This window comes from Prevotella sp. LCP21S3_D2, assembly GCF_052118345.1.
In the GTDB taxonomy this organism is placed as follows: Bacteria; Bacteroidota; Bacteroidia; order Bacteroidales; family Bacteroidaceae; genus Prevotella.
Genome location: NZ_JBQKHJ010000001.1, coordinates 379,175 through 395,785, shown reverse-complemented (window position 1 = coordinate 395,785; position 16,611 = coordinate 379,175). Strand labels below are relative to the sequence as shown.

Here is a 16,611-nt window from a genome sequence, read left to right as displayed (position 1 = left end):
TTTACATTTTTTAAGACGAAGAATCCTCATTTTTTTCGTTTTATGGCTTAAAATGTAGCATTTTCGCTTAATTACCTACTGTCAGCACGCTTCCGTTGCCCGAATAAACCACTCTGTATCTCATGAGTGTTTTGTCGTTTTTTCCTTGACCGCCACTTGTTATCGTGCCGTTTTCCAGGTTATAAACTCTTTTGCATTTGTTGCAAACGACTGATTGGCGGTTTCCTGTCCATTCCAGCGGATAGTTGGTCCCGCCATATTGCTGGATGCAGTTAGGGCATTGACGGTCCCACGCAGCGTAACCGTTGAAGTTGGTTGTTCCCAAGATAAAGCCGTTTTTTGTTGCGTCGGTTGTATTGCTTCCAGCGCCCATGTGGCTATAGTTGGCGTAATTTTCCTTGGCAGTTGAGAGGATGATAGTCTCCGTATGATTCCTGCCGTCGTTCAGGGTGGAGTAGATGTTCCAGACTCCGTTTACCCTTTTGGCACTAACCATGGTGTAGGTTCCTGCGCCACTCAATGCAGTAACAATGCTGCAGTCGAGATGATATTGGGTTCTGAAGATAAACTGGCACAGGTATTGTGTGCTGATGGTGTTTTCTGCATCGCACGAACAAAGTAAGAGCATAGCTATTCCAGCCATGCTCTTCACCTTATTATATATATATACCTTATTATATATGCTATTCTTCATACAGAAGCCTTTTCTGTTTTTATTTCAAGAGTTCCTTTTCTGCATTCTCCATGCGTTCGAAGTGGAATTCTGAGAGGGTTTTCTCCATCAGTTCCTGAATCTTGTCGTTGCAGAGATTGCCGATACTTCCCTCGTGAGTATGATGAATGTCCTTATTTGGCTTGAATTCACCTGCTTCAATTTCCAGTCCAACAGTCTTGTAGGCGTCACGGAAAGGCATTCCGTTGGCAGCAAGCTGGTTCACTTCCTCTACAGAGAACATTGGGTCGTAGCGAGAATCATCAAGAATATGCTCGTTCACCTCCATCTTGTTGATGATGTAAGCAGCCATCTGCAGGCAGTCCTTCAACTCGTCGAAGGCAGGAAGGAACACTTCCTTGATAATCTGAAGGTCGCGGAAGTAACCCACCGGCAGGTTGTTCATGATGAGCATCACCTGCTGAGGCAAGCTCTGCAGCTTGTTGCTCTTGGCGCGAATCAGCTCGAATACGTCAGGGTTCTTCTTGTGAGGCATGATGCTGGAACCGGTGGTGCACTCCTTAGGCAACTTCACAAAGCCGAAGTTCTGGCAGTTGAACATGCAGGCATCGAAAGCCATCTTTGCCAGTGTTCCTGCCACGGTAGCCATGGCGAAAGCTACGTTGCGCTCCATCTTTCCTCTGCCCATCTGGGCATAAACCACATTATAGTCCATGCTGTCGAAACCGAGAAGCTCGGTAGTCATGGTGCGGTTCAATGGGAATGAACTTCCGTATCCTGCTGCGCTGCCCAACGGGTTGCGGTTGGTCATGCGGTAAGCAGCCTGCAGGAAGAGCATGTCGTCGGCAAGTCCCTCAGCATAAGCGCCAAACCAGAGTCCGAATGATGAAGGCATCGCCACCTGCAGGTGGGTGTAGCCCGGCATCAGAACATCCTTGTACTGGTTGCTCTTCTGAATCAGCTCGTCGAAGAGAATCTTCACTGCGTCCACAATCTCCTTCAACTCATGACGGGTGAAGAGTTTGAGGTCTACCAGAACCTGATCGTTTCGTGATCTTCCCGAATGAATCTTTTTACCCATGTCGCCCAGTTTCTGGGTGAGCATCAGTTCTACTTGGGAATGAACATCCTCCACGCCGTCTTCAATGACGAACTCGCCCTTGTCAGCGATGGCGTAGATATTCTTCAATTCTGCGAGGAGCTGTGCCAGTTCATCCTTCTCCAGGAGTCCGATGCTTTCGAGCATGGTGATGTGCGCCATACTTCCCAGTACATCGTACTTGGCGAGATAGAGGTCGAGCTCACGGTCGCGGCCTACGGTGAATCTTTCGATTTCCTTGTTTACTTCAAAGTTCTTTTCCCAAAGTTTATGTGCCATAATTTCTTTATTTTTAATCCTGGTAAGGAATCATCGCCAGGGCGTCGGCAATCTTCTCGATGCCTTCCTGCAATGGCTTCTTCACCATACCCTTGATAAACATGTTGAGCTCAGCCTTGATGGTGAGCTTCATCTTGCATGAGAATTCTCCTGTAGGGAGCAGCTGAATCCAGAAGTTGAATGGGATAGGGCTGTTTTCTGTCTCGAACTTGATGGTTTTTGGAAAATCTCTGTCGATGATGCGCATCTTCAGGTCGCCCACCATAGGAGCGTTGATAGTGATGCTGTCGCTGTCGAATCTCAGGTCCTTGAGTTTCTCCATTTCCTTTCTCTTGTCCTCAGGAATCTGGTCTTTCACCTGCTCGAAGCGGTCCTTGAGCACCTGCAGGTTGTTGAGGTCGCTCAAAGTATTAAAAACAGATTCCTGCTTGTGAGGAATCTGTTTGATATTACTTTCGAATGTACTTGTACTCATTGATTGATGGGTCAAAAATTACTTCTTCCAGTTAGCTGGGTCCTTGCGCCACTCGTGGAGCAACTCTACGTCTTCCTGCTTGATGTAGCCAGTCTCGAGAGCCTCTTCCACTACGTGCTCGTAGTCAGTCAGAGTAACCAGCTTCACGTTAGCATCAGCGAAAGCCTTCTCTGCTATAGGGAAACCGTAGGTGTAGCTAGCTACCATACCCACAATCTCGTTGCCGTTCTTGCGGAGCGCCTCTACAGCCTTGAGTGAGCTCCCGCCTGTAGAAATCAAATCTTCTACAACAACAACCTTAGCCTTAGGGTCGAGCTCACCTTCGATGAGGTTCTGCATACCGTGATCCTTTGGTTTAGAACGGACGTAAACGAAAGGCAAGTGCAACTCGTCAGCAACCAAGGCACCCTGTGCGATGGCACCTGTAGCCACACCGGCAACAGCGTCAGCCTCTGGGAACTGCTCCAGGATGGCGTGTACGAGCTCGAGCTTCACATAGTTGCGGAGTTCAGGGAAAGACAATGTCTTGCGATTATCACAATAGAAAGGAGACTTCCAGCCAGAAGCCCAAGTGAAAGGATCGTTAGGCTGCAATTTGATAGCCTTAACCTTCAATAACTTAGATGCGAATTCTTTCTTCAGTTTGTCCATAATTATAAGGAATTAATAATTAATTTTTGGCAAAGGTACTACAAAAAAGTGAGTTATTGCCACAAAGATGCGATTTATTATATATTTTTTATACCTCAAGCCCATTTTTCTGCTGTTTTCGACTATTCTTCAGTTCTTTTTTTATTCCTTCGTCCATCCTACGGATGTGAAGCTGAATTTCATTTTTCCGGCTTTCATGAGTTCCTGGCAGCAGGCGTTGACGGTGGCTCCCGTGGTGCAGACGTCGTCTACGATGAGAAGATGTTTGCCCGTCAGGTCTGTGATGGGGTGCTTTCTGCCTTTCTCATCGTGATAGTATGTAGCAAGCTGGAATGCATGTTCCACGTTCTCCTGTCTTTGCCGTTTGTTCTTGTGGGTTTGACTTTCGGTGAAGACTTCCCTTCTTACTGCATCGGTGATGATGGGCAGCTGGGTTTGCCTCCTGATGCCTAGGGCTATTTGTTCGCTTTGATTATAGCCACGTTTCTCCTTCCTTTTGGGTGTCAGTGGAATGGGGATGATGGCGTCAATTCCTTCAAAGAATTTTCTCTCGATTCCTTCTTTGCCAATCATTTCTCCCAAGAAGAAGCCTGCATCCGGTCTGTCTCCATATTTCAGGGCATAGACGGACTGGCTGGCAGGCGAATGGCCCTGGTAATAAAACAAGGAGGCGCATCGCTCGATGGGAATATGTGCCCAGAAAATCTTTGCCATCTCGTTCTCGTATGGATTTTCCCAGGTATCTGTACGAGGCAAAGTCGAGAGGCAGGATGTGCAGAGCATTTCTTCCGGCCCATGAAGGCGTCTACCACACATCAGACAGTGGCGGGGAAATAACAGGTCTAGTATTTTCCCTAATAGGCTGATTTGCATTACTTCTTTTTTACTTTGAACTTCTTTACTTTGAACTTTGAATTTTGAACATTGAACTTTATGATTAGTAAAGCCGTTGAATTATTCACTCTTCACTCTTCGTTCTTCACTTTCTTCCCTAGAAGTCTTCTTCGAAATCGATGTCGCCCAAAGCTTCTTCTTTCATCTTGTCGATGCATTTGTGAATTACATCCATGCTGTATCCTCTGCCAAGGGCAAAACGGATGAGTTTCATGGAGCGTTCATAATCGTTTTTAGCCTTGATGCTCTTATATTTGCTTTTCATCAGGGGCAGGAGGGTTTCCGTGTACATATCGTCCTCGATTTCCTCGAAGATGGGGTCGGAGATTTCCTTGGGAATGTGTTTCAGCCAGAGAGCCTGCTCCACCTTCCTTCGTCCCCACTTGTTATATTTTATCTTGTCGTTGATAAAGAAGCGGGCAAAGCGCTCATCGTCGATAAATTTCTTCTGAGTCAGAAATTCCATGTTTCGGGCGATGGCTTCCTCTTCCAGTCCCCATTTCTTCATCTTGTCAAGCATATCTTGCGAGCAATGTTCGGCTTTCGTGCAGAGGGTGGTGAGTTTCAGGAGAGCCTGCTCCTCAGTCATCGGCTTCTTGGGGCGCTTGGAGTTGTCATAATATTCCATAATGCATTTATGTTTTATTGGGAGGATTACAAATCCTCCGGTTTTGATAGGACGAACCTTTTTTTACTGCGGATTGCAAATCCGCAGGGACGTCTGGCGGTGGACTTTCTGGAATCGCTAGGCGTAGTCTTCCGTTAGGCGTAGTCTTCCGTTAGGCGTAGTCTTCCGTTAGGCGTAGTCTTCCGTTAGGCGTAGTCTTCCGTTAGGCGTAGTCTTCCGTTAGGCGTAGTCTTCCGTTAGGCGTTCCGCCGGATTTGCAATCCGGCGTCAAAAAATGTTCGACCCTATTATTTTGCGGATTTGCAATCCGCTTATCTAATAGACTATTTCATAGCTCGCATCATTCTCTTCTTTCCGAAAGCATCTTCCTTGGTCTCGATGTTCTTGAAGCCAAATCCTTCGAGCATTTCTCTTGTCTCCTTTTCGTAAAGAGGGTTGATCTCGAAATAGAGCATGCCCCAGCTTCGCAATTCTAATGAGGCGAACTCCGCGATGGCTCGATAGAACTTCAGAGGATCTTCATCGGGTACAAAGAGGGCGAGATCGGGCTCGTAATCAAGGACGTTTTTCTCCATATCTGCCTTCTCCTTTTCGCAGATATAAGGAGGATTGCTCACGATGATGTCTGCTTTAAAATGATCTTCTCTGTTTGTTTTACACATTTCAAGCAAGTCAAAAATATCGACATTTTTGAAGATAGCTCTGGACGCTAACTGCTTGGCATTCTTTGTGGCAACATTGCAGGCAGAGTCGGAAATATCTATTCCTAATACTTCTGAATCTGGAATGTCAAGGCTCAGGGTAATGGCAATGCAGCCAGAGCCGGTACCTAAATCTATGATTCTTGGTCGAGGAGAGGCTAGTTTAGAATGTCTAGCTTTTTTATAACTATGTAACATTTTGATGAGGAATCTCAAACGTGAATATTTGCGTTTGAACCATCCTTTTTCCTTAAATATGTTTATGTCCTCAAAGGCAACGTCAGGGCTGATGTTAAATTCTTTTCTGATAATTTCCTCTACATTTTCCCAGTTCTCCTTCTGTGTTTCCACAATCCATTGACAAAGCTCGGCGGTCTCAGGTCTTGGGATGAGCACGCCCGGCTCTACATGGTAAGTCCGGCCAGCAAAGTCGGCTTTGCCCAAAACATACTGCACCGGTTCGCCATTTTGCAGTCTTGTGATAATTTCTTCCAGATTTCTTCCTTCGTCTGCGGATAATTCATTAACTTTGCCGCAGATTATGTCGGTCAGAGTCATTCCATATTCCACATCAAGCACGGTGCGGACGATAGCCTGCGCTTCGCCAGCATCATAGAGTGGGGTAAGGGATTGCCAAAGTTGCTGATAAGTTTTCATCTTGATATTGCTTGTTGCGATTTGATATTGTTTTGCAATTTGATTTGAGAGCAAAGGTACGACATTTTATCGAAAATGAGTAAGAAAAACAAAGAAAAGTTGAATTATGAAACAAAATAAAGTATCTTTTCAGAATCCGAAGACGGGAGAGCCGCTCTCTCAGCAGGAGATTGACGAAATGTTCATGCGCCGCTGCCTGCAGTTGGCTAAGAATGGTAGGCAGAATGCGAAGCCTAATCCGATGGTGGGCGCCGTCATCGTGAGTGCAGAAGGAAGAATCATCGGCGAGGGCTATCATGTAAGATGTGGCGAGGGGCATGCAGAGGTCAATGCCTTTGCTTCTGTGAAGCCCGAAGATGAGCATCTTTTGAAGGATGCCACCATCTACGTGAGTCTCGAACCCTGTTCTCATTATGGCAAGACGCCTCCTTGTGCCGACCTGGTCGTAAGGAAAGGCGTGAAGAGATGCGTCTGCGGCTGCGTAGATCCTTTTGCCAAGGTTCAGGGGCGTGGAATCCAGAAGATTCGCGAGGCAGGAATCGAGGTAACAGTAGGCGTTCTGGAGGCGGAATGCCTCGAACTCAACAAGCGTTTCATCACTTTCAATACCCATCAGCGACCATACATCATCCTGAAATGGGCGCAGACTGCGAATGGTTTTCTGGATAATAATTATCAGGGAATGGCGATTTCGTCGCCTTTTACCAAGATGCTTTCGCACAAGCTTCGTGCCGAGAATGATGCTATCCTGGTGGGAAGAATCACCGATGAGCGTGACCATAGTCTGCTCAACGTAAGAGACTGGAGCGGCAAGGACCCGATGCGACTGGTCATCGACCGCCATCATCCTTGTTTCGAGGGCTTGGATTTCTCCAGGGGTAAGGAAGAGGTGTTGAAGCAGATGATGCAGTACCTATATAATAATAAGGTGCAGTCGCTGATAGTAGAAGGTGGAGCCATCACCCATCAGGCTTTCCTCGATGCCGGATTATGGGATGAAATCAGGGTAGAAACATCTTTATCCACAGATGTGGAAAACGTGGTAACTGCCGGAACAGCAGCACCCAAGCTTCCTCATAATATACGGTTAGTGAGCCATGAGGCGTATGATGGAAACGTCATCAATATCTATGAACGCCAATAGTTTCATAGAAGCCCCAAAGCTAATCATAAAGTTCAAAGTTCAACATTCAAAGTTCAAAGTAAAGAAATGAGCAATAGATTTACATCGCGCCTGAGCGATAATGACGATTTCAAGAGAGATGAGTTGATTCGCAAGATAGAGCATTCCGTGGAGCACATGACGCTCGCCGAGCTGGAAGCCCTGTCGTATGACATGTTTACCAAGGGTTACATCCAGGATTACTAAACATTCAGGCATAAGACAAGATATAAAAAAGGTGGGTGCTACAACAATTCGTATAACACCCACCTTTTTTATATCTTATTCTTTATTTCCTTTATTTCGCCATTGGAGTGAAACGCAAGGTGAACTCATGAGCTCCTGTTGGAGTCATGTACTGTGGCAGACAAGAGTCACCACCACAACTGCGGTTACCGATGCCACGCTGCCAGAAATCGAAGTGAGCGAAAATCTGGTTAGAGCGTACCAGGTCGTAAGGATGCTTGCCACCATAGAATACGTCGTAGTTGAACTGGGCATCATCGAAGTGAGACAACGAGAAGGCTACCATGCCCTCGGTGGTAATCTGCAACTTTGTGCTGTTATTGTCCAATGTCAACTGGCGCAAGCCCTGGCGGTCGCCCATGGTCTGAGGAGCACTCTGCTCTTCGAACATGCCATCCACGGTGGTCTTGTACAAACCTAACAGCGAACCTCTCTGGCGGTCGTTGTAGTTGCTCCAAGGACCCTTGGCGTAATATTCAACATTCTCGAAACCAGGAGCAAACTGCATGGTAATACCGATTCTTCGGGTTTCCTCAGAAGAATTGTTGGTAGTCACCTTCATATCCACGGTTCCGTTAGGATAAATGATGTAAGCAATCTGGTGAGTATCCTTACCGTTGGTAACGGCAGTTTCCACAACCACGTTCTTGCCCTGCTTCTTAGGAGCCTTCACCATCATCTTCTTGCCGGTGAGTGCACCCTCTTCCTTATTCTCGTTCTCGGCAACGCCACCTGTAGCACCCAGGTTTACGTTGTCGTTGGCGATGCGGCGGAAACCGTTGAAGTCAGGACCTGCATTAGGCTGAACGAGCTGAGTATTGCGATAAGTCCAGTTGGCGAGGGTTCCATCCTCTGCGAATGTGATGCTGAAATCCTTGCCGGTGATGGTGTTATCCTTCACCTTCAGCTTGCCCTTCTCCTGGATAGCTGGCAATTTGCCATGGTCTTTCTGTACGAAGGTAGGGTCGGCAACAGATGTGCCTGCTACATTCTCTGCAGAAAGCTTGAACTGCTGCTGAGCCATCTCATAACCCTGCTTGCTCCATGAAGTAGCCTTCTTCAGGATGAGGCTGAAGGTGATGACGTATTCAGCCTTGTCATCTACAGCGGTGGTGTATGGGATGTTGATGTCGCAGGTTTTGCCTGGCAATACAGATGGGATAGCCATCTGGTTCTTCTCTACAGAAACGCCGTTGCGGAGCACCTCGTAGCTGAGATCATAGATGTCGGCAAGGTTGGTGAATGCGCACTTGTTCTTCAAGGTGAGTACGCGGCTGTAGAAAGATTCGAAGTTCACGTCTCTATAAACATACTTCACCTCGGTGAGCTTGGCTGTCCACTCTCTGCCTGGAGTAATGATACCGTTACTCATGAAGTCGCCCTGGAATCCTCTGTAACCGTTGTTCATCTTGGTATAGTCGTAACCGGATGTGTAGTAGTGGAGTCCGGTCTTAGGATCCTTCAGAGGAAGACCTTTGCGGATGCGGCGTGTATCGTAGATTCCCTGGTCAACCCAGTCCCAGATGCAGCCACCGGTAATACCTGTACTTGCCTCGATGAGATCCCAGTATTCCTGCAGGTTACCCACAGCCTGACCCATTGCGTGAGCATACTCACAGATGAAGTAAGGCTTGTCGTTGAGGCCGTTCATCTGCTTCTTTACCACCTCGATTCTTGGATACATGTCTGAACCGAAGTCTGAGTACTTGGCGCCGTGATTGTAACCCTCGTAGTGAACCCAAGCATCGCGACCAGGCAGGAGTTCCTTCACCTTATCGTAGGTAGCCTGGAAGTTGTCGCCACCGCCCGACTCGTTACCGAGCGACCAGAATACCACGCTAGGATGGTTGCGGTCTCTCAACACCATGCGTTCTGTGCGATCAACGTAGGCTGCGCGCCATGTAGGGTTGTTTGAGAGAGATTGGTTGTTGTGGCACTCTACGTCAGCCTCATCCATACAGTATAATCCGTAGTAGTCGAACATCGCATACATCTTAGCCTGACGAGGATAGTGGCTGGTACGGACGGTGTTCACATTGGCCTGTTTCATCAGAATCACGTCGCGAAGCATGGTTTTCACGTCGATGGCGTGACCATAGAGTGGATGAATATCCTGGGTGTTGACACCCTTGAAGAATACTCGCTTGCCGTTTACATAAACCAGTTTATCCTTGATGGTCACCTCTCTGAAACCGTATTTGGTAGAGAATACCATCTCTTCCTGGTCGCCTGCCTTCTGGCGAACGATAACGGTATAGAGATTAGGCTGCTCTGAGGTCCAGGCCTTCAGACCGGTGAGGTTGTCGATGCTAAGGCGACAGTTCTTCTGAGCATCCTTGGCAGTCATGGCAACCTGAGCAGACTGCTTGGCAACAGACTTGCCCTGTGGGTCGAGGAGTTCAATCTCCAGCGTCTTCTCAGATTTCTCCTTGGCTGCATTATCGATGGTCAGGTCAACATTCAGGTTGCCTGATGTGTAATCCTTGTTCAGGGCAGATGTGATGTAATGATCTGCTACGAAGGTCTTTGGAGTCGCTACGAGATAAACATCGCGGTGAATACCACCGAGGTGCCACATATCCTGTCCCTCCAGGTAAGAGCCGTCGCTCCAGCGGTAAACGCGTACAGATACGTTGTTGTCGCCCTTGCGGACGAGGTTGGTCACATCGAAGTCAGCATCGGTATTGGCGCCCTGTGAATAGCCGGCATATTTTCCGTTTACCCAAACCACGATGGCGCTGCAGGCACCGTCGAAGTGTAGGAACACTCGCTTGCCTGTTTCCCAACCCTCAGGAAGGTTGAAGTTACGGCGATAGGAACCTACCGGATTCTTGTCGAAATTATCCTTGAAGGCTGTGATGAACGGAGGTTTGTTCTCGAAAGGATAACCTACGTTGTTGTAAACCGGAACATCGTATCCAGCCATCTCCCAGTTCAGAGGCACCTGGAGTTCCTTCCATGAAGAAACGTCGGCGTTGTCTGCCCAGAAATCATCCTTTTCCGGCTTGCCCTGCTTCCAGTCGGCTGTGTAGTGGAATTTCCACTTTCCGTTGAGCAGAAGGTAGTTGGCGTGCTTAGGAGTGAGCCATGGGAATTTGAAGTAATCGTCCTTCTGCATGGTGGCAGTAGAAGAATAAGGCACGAAGGTAGCGTGCGCCTTTTCCTTGCGATCCTCAAACTTAGTTTCGTCTTCTACCCATTTGTCTGTAAACGGACAAACGTCAACTTTGGTCTCCACCACCTTCTTCACTTTTTTCTTGGTGTGTCTAGGTTGTGCAATAGCTGATGCGCTGAAGAGGAAGGTCAATGCAACCGCAGCTCCCCAAAATAAATGTTTTTGTTTCATTGTCTGGTTGAATTATTAATAATTACAAGTTAGCTAGTTATGAATCTATTTAGATTTGGTGCAAATTTACGATTAATTCCTGAAACCTCCAAATAATTACAGCACTTTTGTTGGGGGGAGAATTAAAAATGGCTATTTGTCAGGAGGAAAGTGGCTTCCATTGCTGCTTATTTAAGCCTTTTTTCATTTATTGCCTGACTATGGCATAATGTTGCCCCCTACCAGGGCAACATTATGCCATGACGAGGCACGAAACGATGTATCGCCTCGTTTTTTTAGGAAGAAGATGCCTTTGGTAATCAAGCACAGTCGTCAAAATTCTACTCTCGCTTTTACTCTTCACCCTTCACCTTTTGGGTGTAATTTGTTGTGAATTAGAATGTTATGAGGGTGAAGAGTGCTCTTAACTCTTCACCACCCTTCACCCACTCTTCACCCTTGGAAAATTTTGCTTTTATGCGAAAAAACTGGAAAAATTAGAAGGTGAAGAGTGGGTGAAGGGTCTGCGTAACTCTTCACCCGCCGAAACTATTGAGTGATAGGGGCTTATGCATGAAAGGTGAAGGGTGAAGAGTGTATTTGAGATTGCGTTTTTATCCTTTTCTTCCGAAATCGGCAGGAATCTCGCCCCACTTCTTCGTTTCCCATTTAAAGATAGGAACGGTGACGGGGTGGGTGCGGAGCCAATTCTCGGCACGGGCGATGACCTGATAGAGCTGCTCGGTCTGAGGAGTGCGCTCCAGTTTGGTCTTGCATTGCTTCTTGCTTACCCAGAGCTGGGCATTCACGCTGTCGCTATAGATTACCTTGTCGGTAATGCCCTTCTGTGCCATCAGGGCGAGGGCGTGGACGATGGCGAGGAACTCGCCGATGTTGTTGGTGCCGTGGATAGGACCATAGTGGAAAACCTGGGCGCCGGTCTGAAGGTCGATGCATTGGTATTCCATCGGACCCGGATTGCCGGAACAGGCTGCATCTACAGCCCAGGCATTCGCCGTAACTTCATTGGGTAGAGGGAGAACTGTATCGTTTCTCCACGAAGGAGGATTGACGGGCATATTACTCATATTTTTCTGATTTTTGTTGCTTGGTTGATGAATTTTGGAGAATAATGGCCTTTATAAATAAATTTTTTGGACTTTTATATCTATAGAAGTATACGAACCTCTATAAATGTGAAATGAGCAATCCCCAGAGTCTGGCTCTGGGGCTGCTCATTATCTGTCAATAGTCATTATTCGATTGTAGGTTATAATATCTTATGTAAAAATTACATTCTTTCTGGAACCTCGATGCCGAGCAGAGCCATACCGTTCTTCAGAATCTTGGCAACATTGGCTGCGAGAACCAGGCGGGTAATCTTCTCAGCCTCGCTCTCAGCATTCAGGATGCTGTAGTCGTGGTAGAACTGGTTGAATTCCTTGGTCAGCTCGTAGCAGTAGTTGGCAATACCGCCAGGGTTATAGTTGTTGCCGGCATCAGCTACGGCTACAGCGAAGTCATTCATCTTCTGGATGAGGTCGATCTCCTTCTCGTTGATAGGAGCATCTGCGCCCAACTCTGCAGGAAACTCGATACCCTCGGCAGCAGCCTTGCGCATGATGCTGCGGATACGAGCGTAGGTGTACTGGATGAAAGGACCTGTATTGCCGTTGAAGTCGATACTCTCTTCTGGGTTGAAGAGCATGTTCTTGCGGGCATCTACCTTGAGGATGAAGTACTTCAACGCTCCAAGACCCACGATGCGTGAAATCTCCTGGCGCTCTTCCTCGCTCATGTCCTTGAACTTGCCAAGCTCATCACTTGTCTGGCGAGCATCCTTGATCATCTCTGCCATCAGGTCATCAGCATCTACTACGGTTCCCTCGCGGCTCTTCATCTTACCGTTAGGCAACTCTACCATACCGTAAGAGAAGTGAACCAGGTCCTTGCCCCATTTGAAGCCGAGGCGGTCGAGCAGGATTGAGAGTACCTGGAAGTGGTAGTTCTGCTCGTTACCTACTACGTAAATCATCTTGTCGATAGGGAAGTCCTTGAAACGGAGGTCGGCAGTACCGATGTCCTGAGTCATGTAGACAGAAGTGCCGTCAGAACGGAGCAGGAGCTTCTGGTCGAGACCCTCGTTGGTGAGGTCTGCCCATACAGAGTTGTCGTCCTTGCGGAAGAAGAGACCCTTCTCCAATCCTTCCTCTACCTTCTTCTTACCCTCGAGGTAAGTATTTGATTCATAATATATCTTGTCGAAACTTACACCCATCATCTTGTAAGTCTCATCGAAGCCAGCGTAAACCCAGCTGTTCATCTTCTGCCAAAGTGCACGGACCTCTGGGTCGTTGTTCTCCCACTTCACGAGCATCTCGTGAGCCTCCTTAATCAGCGGAGCCTCTGCCTTTGCCTTCTCTGTGGCAGCTTCCTCGTCCATACCCTCCTTCATGTACTGAGCCTTGAGCTCTGCGATTTCCTCACGATAGTGCTTGTCGAAGGCTACATAGTAGTCGCCGATGAGGTGGTCGCCCTTCTTGCCGGAAGTTTCAGGAGTTTCACCATTGCCCCACTTGAGCCAAGCGAGCATTGACTTACAGATGTGGATACCACGGTCGTTAACGATGTTTGTCTTGATTACCTTGTTGCCGTTAGCCTCCATGATCTGAGCCAGAGACCAGCCGAGGAGGTTGTTGCGCACGTGACCGAGGTGGAGAGGCTTGTTGGTGTTAGGAGAAGAGTACTCGATCATGACGAGCGGGCTATTCTCTGTAACAGGCTTCTCGCCGAACTTAGGGTCAGCGTTGATGGTGTTCAAGAGTCCTACCCAAGCGGCAGGAGCGATAGAAAGGTTGAGGAAACCCTTTACTACATTGAAGTCTGCGATGACGTTAGCGCAGTTCTCCTTCAGGTAGTCACCAATCTCGAGTGCAGTTCTCTCAGGAGTCTTCTTTGACATTTTGAGGAATGGGAATACGACGAGGGTAAGGTTACCTTCGAAATTACTCTTGGTCTTCTGCAGGGCTACCATCTTTTCAGGTACGTCCTGACCATAAAGCTCCTTCACCGCCGCGATGACAGAGCTGATGATTTCGTTTTCTATCTTCATTATCTTAAATGTATCTTTTTTACCGGTAAATATCTTTTTTCTTAGATGCTCTCAGTTTGAGACTTTTGAAAGTCCCCAACGTTAGCGGTGCAAAATTACAAATAATATTTGGATTGTGCAAAGAAAAAGGAAAATTTTGATAGATTTTTTTCAAAAAAAAGATTCTCTCTTTCCTTGGCGTTAAAGAGAGAATCTTCTTCTGATGATTATTCATATTTAAATCTCCAAATCTGATAGTTGCCGGCGTCATTGCCTCGGTCGGAAACGAAATAAATATAACCATCTGTCGTCCAATATGGTTGACCGTCATATGACTTGTTGATAGTCAGCTGTGTAAGGTTGTTTCCATCTACGTCGATGACGTAAAGGTCTGCATCTTTTTTGTCTTTTTTGGATGCTTGGAAGATGAGGCGTTTGCCGTCTGGACTCCAACGAGGTGTGAGTGCAAATCCCTTTTTGGCGTCAGTGACCTGCACTTGGTCGCTTCCATCAATGTTCATAATCCAAATACTTGTACTCTTTGCATCACTAGAATACTTTACGTATGCAATTTGTTTGCCGTCAGGTGAAAAACATGGTTGGTATCCATTGCCAAGCAATGTTGTTTCTCCAGTTTTAAGATTTTTCATCCAAATCTCACTGTTTTCTACGACAATGGTTGTACCACCAAAGCCGAAGAAGAATGTTGACCAATTAGCCTTGCGGTAATAGCTGAGTTGGGTTCTTGCATATACTAGCAAGTTGCCATCTTTGCTAAAACTTGGATATTCCTCGTATGCATCACTACTTTCTGTAATTTGTGACAATGCCTTGCCCTTATCGTCAAACATGGTGTATATGTCGGATGTTCCAGCTCCGTCTTGTTGGCAACTAAAGGCAATCTTGCCAGTTACAGGATTGAAATTTGGCTGGCGATTGAAGTTCTTGCCGCTAGTTTTCTGTGCCATTGCTGCAGAAAAAGGATTCTCCTTTTTATAGATGTTATAATATTTTTTATTTTCTCTTACTGAGAAATATAAAGGGGAACCATTGTCTCCACCAAAAGGATCCAAGCATGGTTCTTGGTTGTCTGTAACTTGTGTTAATGTCGCCAGGTTTTCTCCTGTCATAGTAATAGCCAATTTCTTTTTTGCAGAAATTGAGAGCGTTACACTCGCCAAGATGGCTAATAATAATACTTTTTTCATACTTTCTTAGTTTTAAATTAATAGAATTTCATTATTTGTAGTATCTAATCGTTGTCGCTTACAATCGAATACCGTTGCAAAAATAATAAAAATATGCGTTTTTTGCAAATTTTTAGGCATTTTTTTGTATGGCATGATGAAAAAAAGTCTTATTTGGACAAACAGTGTGTCTCTTACTAAAAAAATGTTTATGAGAAAGAAATAAAAAGGTTAGAACTCTAAAGAGCTCTAACCTTCCAGTATGATTCCCGCCACATCCTCAGGCGTATTCCATAAGATGCCGTCCTGCAACTCATCGTCGGTAAAGCCGTTGAGGGCTTCTCTGGCTTCCTTTTCGCTGAGAAGCTGAGTTCCGTCCTCGTTCTTTGCATCGAGCAGTGCTTGAAAGATGGCTGCTCTGTATTCTTCGATTGTCATCATAATTTTTATGTTGTTTCGTTGTTCATTTTGTCTTTTTGATGGTGACAAAGGTAATGTTTTTTTTCGAAAACTCCAAACTTTTTGTCATTTTCTTTCGGAGAATATAGAAAAGTTTTAAATTTTCACGTATTTGAAATGTGAAACGGCAGGAGCGTTAGCTGTTGTCTTGCTTTTCCAGATAGAATGTAACATGGTAGCCGGAGAGACTGTTGTCGGATAGTCCCAGTTCGATGTTCTGCATCATCAGCATCTGGCGGGAGAGAGATAGTCCGATTCCCGTTCCGGATGATTTGGTGGTGAAGAATGGAATGAAGATTTCCCGTGCCACATCGGCAGGGATGGGGGCACCATTGTTGCTGAACAGCAGGATAGGGTGGTCGTTCCTGCTCATGCGGACGTCGATGTCGGTGGCATGGGCTTCGATGGCATTCTTGGTAAGATTGATGAATACCTGTCGCAGCATGTTGCGGTCGGCCTCCAGCGTGGCATTCTGAGGGAGGGAAAGGTGCCAGCTGAGGTCGGGATAGAGCGCCTTGATGCTCTCCAGGAAAGAGGCGAGCGGAAGGGGTTCTACGACGGGAGCCTGAAGCTGGGTGAGCTTGCGGTAGCTATCCACGAAGTTGGTGAGCGACTTGCTGGTGTCGTGAATCGCCTGAATGCCTTCCTCGTATTCGCTTCCCTTGATCTGCGGGTTGCTGAGATAAGCCTGGCAGATGCTGGAGATGGGAGCCGTGGCGTTCATGATTTCGTGGGTGAGTACACGGGTCAGCTTTTGCCAGGATTCCACTTCGTGTCTGGCTACGAGGCGGGCAATATCGCCCTGCATGTCGTTGAGTGCCTGCTGCAAAGCTCTTTCGCCTGGAAGCAAGCCCGAAGTGGGTAGGCGGAAGGCGTAATCGCCATTTCTTACAGCCTCACGCATCAGGAAGGCACGAGCCTTCAGCCTTCGCTGATGGCGAAAGAACAGATAGATGAGGCCGCCCAGGATGAGGCAGATTCCACCTATTAAATATATAATCTTGATAATAACCATAAAATTGCTCTAATACATTTGTCTCTTAACTTCTCCCTAACTTCTCTTAACTTCTTTAACTTCCCTTTC

Annotated in this window: 15 protein-coding genes; 2 read left to right on the top strand and 13 right to left on the bottom strand. The window is 46.8% G+C overall.

The features are described 5' to 3' along the window. Window positions 1–67 precede the first annotated feature (67 nt). The 7 genes from ACTQ16_RS01615 to ACTQ16_RS01585 form a co-directional block, all read right to left on the bottom strand. The gene (locus ACTQ16_RS01615; RefSeq protein WP_441935810.1) at window positions 68–694 is read right to left on the bottom strand and encodes a hypothetical protein; all 627 of its coding nucleotides are present in this window, start codon (window positions 692–694) and stop codon (window positions 68–70) included. A gap of 19 nt (window positions 695–713) precedes the next feature. Beyond that, on the bottom strand, window positions 714–2,051 hold the full coding sequence (gene argH, locus ACTQ16_RS01610) for an argininosuccinate lyase (protein ID WP_294971162.1): 1,338 nt from the start codon (window positions 2,049–2,051) through the stop codon (window positions 714–716). Window positions 2,052–2,064: 13 nt separating this feature from the next. Beyond that, window positions 2,065–2,526, bottom strand: coding sequence for a polyketide cyclase (locus ACTQ16_RS01605; protein ID WP_089543321.1), 462 nt, complete (start codon window positions 2,524–2,526; stop codon window positions 2,065–2,067). A gap of 18 nt (window positions 2,527–2,544) precedes the next feature. After that, complete coding sequence (gene pyrE, locus ACTQ16_RS01600) at window positions 2,545–3,177, bottom strand: orotate phosphoribosyltransferase (RefSeq protein ID WP_153122021.1); 633 nt, start codon at window positions 3,175–3,177, stop codon at window positions 2,545–2,547. A 141-nt stretch (window positions 3,178–3,318) separates the two neighbouring features. After that, window positions 3,319–4,050 carry a double zinc ribbon domain-containing protein gene (locus tag ACTQ16_RS01595; protein WP_294971157.1) on the bottom strand — a complete coding sequence of 244 codons (732 nt, stop codon included), beginning with the start codon at window positions 4,048–4,050 and terminating at the stop codon, window positions 3,319–3,321. A gap of 118 nt (window positions 4,051–4,168) precedes the next feature. Beyond that, entirely contained in the window at window positions 4,169–4,699 is a 531-nt protein-coding gene (locus ACTQ16_RS01590; RefSeq protein ID WP_441935808.1) for a regulatory protein RecX, read from the bottom strand. A 323-nt stretch (window positions 4,700–5,022) separates the two neighbouring features. Then, entirely contained in the window at window positions 5,023–6,057 is a 1,035-nt protein-coding gene (locus ACTQ16_RS01585; protein ID WP_441935807.1) for a N5-glutamine methyltransferase family protein, read from the bottom strand. 106 nt (window positions 6,058–6,163) lie between these two features. Here ACTQ16_RS01585 and ribD point away from each other — a divergent pair, with 106 nt between their 5' ends. Both ribD and ACTQ16_RS01575 read left to right on the top strand, forming a co-directional pair. Continuing rightward, window positions 6,164–7,201: a bifunctional diaminohydroxyphosphoribosylaminopyrimidine deaminase/5-amino-6-(5-phosphoribosylamino)uracil reductase RibD gene (ribD, locus tag ACTQ16_RS01580; RefSeq protein WP_441935805.1), complete on the top strand. Its 1,038-nt coding sequence runs from the start codon at window positions 6,164–6,166 to the stop codon at window positions 7,199–7,201. A gap of 66 nt (window positions 7,202–7,267) precedes the next feature. Beyond that, the gene (locus tag ACTQ16_RS01575) at window positions 7,268–7,426 is read left to right on the top strand and encodes a hypothetical protein (protein ID WP_176425501.1); all 159 of its coding nucleotides are present in this window, start codon (window positions 7,268–7,270) and stop codon (window positions 7,424–7,426) included. A 91-nt stretch (window positions 7,427–7,517) separates the two neighbouring features. Here ACTQ16_RS01575 and ACTQ16_RS01570 read toward each other — a convergent pair whose 3' ends face one another. From ACTQ16_RS01570 to ACTQ16_RS01545, 6 genes are all read right to left on the bottom strand, one after another. After that, entirely contained in the window at window positions 7,518–10,811 is a 3,294-nt protein-coding gene (locus ACTQ16_RS01570; RefSeq protein ID WP_441935804.1) for a glycoside hydrolase family 2 TIM barrel-domain containing protein, read from the bottom strand. 593 nt (window positions 10,812–11,404) lie between these two features. After that, a complete protein-coding gene (locus ACTQ16_RS01565; protein WP_295346960.1) occupies window positions 11,405–11,878 on the bottom strand; it encodes an RNase H family protein in 474 nt (157 codons plus the stop codon). Between the two features lie 203 nt (window positions 11,879–12,081). After that, the gene (gene argS, locus ACTQ16_RS01560) at window positions 12,082–13,902 is read right to left on the bottom strand and encodes an arginine--tRNA ligase (protein ID WP_441932982.1); all 1,821 of its coding nucleotides are present in this window, start codon (window positions 13,900–13,902) and stop codon (window positions 12,082–12,084) included. A 206-nt stretch (window positions 13,903–14,108) separates the two neighbouring features. Beyond that, a complete protein-coding gene (locus ACTQ16_RS01555) occupies window positions 14,109–15,089 on the bottom strand; it encodes a TolB family protein (RefSeq protein ID WP_441935803.1) in 981 nt (326 codons plus the stop codon). A 228-nt stretch (window positions 15,090–15,317) separates the two neighbouring features. Beyond that, window positions 15,318–15,509, bottom strand: a complete 192-nt coding sequence (locus tag ACTQ16_RS01550) for a hypothetical protein (RefSeq protein ID WP_294970802.1) — start codon at window positions 15,507–15,509, stop codon at window positions 15,318–15,320. Window positions 15,510–15,663: 154 nt separating this feature from the next. After that, window positions 15,664–16,542, bottom strand: a complete 879-nt coding sequence (locus ACTQ16_RS01545) for a sensor histidine kinase (RefSeq protein WP_441935801.1) — start codon at window positions 16,540–16,542, stop codon at window positions 15,664–15,666. Window positions 16,543–16,611: the final 69 nt, after the last annotated feature.

What these genes read in the sequence shown, in the direction of transcription:
- argS (WP_441932982.1), bottom strand. Translation starts at nt 13,902, where the DNA reads ATGAAGATAGAAAACGAAATCATCAGCTCTGTCATCGCGGCGGTGAAG.
- ACTQ16_RS01555 (WP_441935803.1), bottom strand. Translation starts at nt 15,089, where the DNA reads ATGAAAAAAGTATTATTATTAGCCATCTTGGCGAGTGTAACGCTCTCA.
- ACTQ16_RS01565 (WP_295346960.1), bottom strand. Translation starts at nt 11,878, where the DNA reads ATGAGTAATATGCCCGTCAATCCTCCTTCGTGGAGAAACGATACAGTT.
- argH (WP_294971162.1), bottom strand. Translation starts at nt 2,051, where the DNA reads ATGGCACATAAACTTTGGGAAAAGAACTTTGAAGTAAACAAGGAAATC.
- ACTQ16_RS01570 (WP_441935804.1), bottom strand. Translation starts at nt 10,811, where the DNA reads ATGAAACAAAAACATTTATTTTGGGGAGCTGCGGTTGCATTGACCTTC.
- ACTQ16_RS01585 (WP_441935807.1), bottom strand. Translation starts at nt 6,057, where the DNA reads ATGAAAACTTATCAGCAACTTTGGCAATCCCTTACCCCACTCTATGAT.
- ACTQ16_RS01615 (WP_441935810.1), bottom strand. Translation starts at nt 694, where the DNA reads ATGAAGAATAGCATATATAATAAGGTATATATATATAATAAGGTGAAG.
- ACTQ16_RS01545 (WP_441935801.1), bottom strand. Translation starts at nt 16,542, where the DNA reads ATGGTTATTATCAAGATTATATATTTAATAGGTGGAATCTGCCTCATC.
- ACTQ16_RS01605 (WP_089543321.1), bottom strand. Translation starts at nt 2,526, where the DNA reads ATGAGTACAAGTACATTCGAAAGTAATATCAAACAGATTCCTCACAAG.
- ACTQ16_RS01575 (WP_176425501.1), top strand. Translation starts at nt 7,268, where the DNA reads ATGAGCAATAGATTTACATCGCGCCTGAGCGATAATGACGATTTCAAG.
- ribD (WP_441935805.1), top strand. Translation starts at nt 6,164, where the DNA reads ATGAAACAAAATAAAGTATCTTTTCAGAATCCGAAGACGGGAGAGCCG.
- ACTQ16_RS01550 (WP_294970802.1), bottom strand. Translation starts at nt 15,509, where the DNA reads ATGATGACAATCGAAGAATACAGAGCAGCCATCTTTCAAGCACTGCTC.
- pyrE (WP_153122021.1), bottom strand. Translation starts at nt 3,177, where the DNA reads ATGGACAAACTGAAGAAAGAATTCGCATCTAAGTTATTGAAGGTTAAG.
- ACTQ16_RS01595 (WP_294971157.1), bottom strand. Translation starts at nt 4,050, where the DNA reads ATGCAAATCAGCCTATTAGGGAAAATACTAGACCTGTTATTTCCCCGC.
- ACTQ16_RS01590 (WP_441935808.1), bottom strand. Translation starts at nt 4,699, where the DNA reads ATGGAATATTATGACAACTCCAAGCGCCCCAAGAAGCCGATGACTGAG.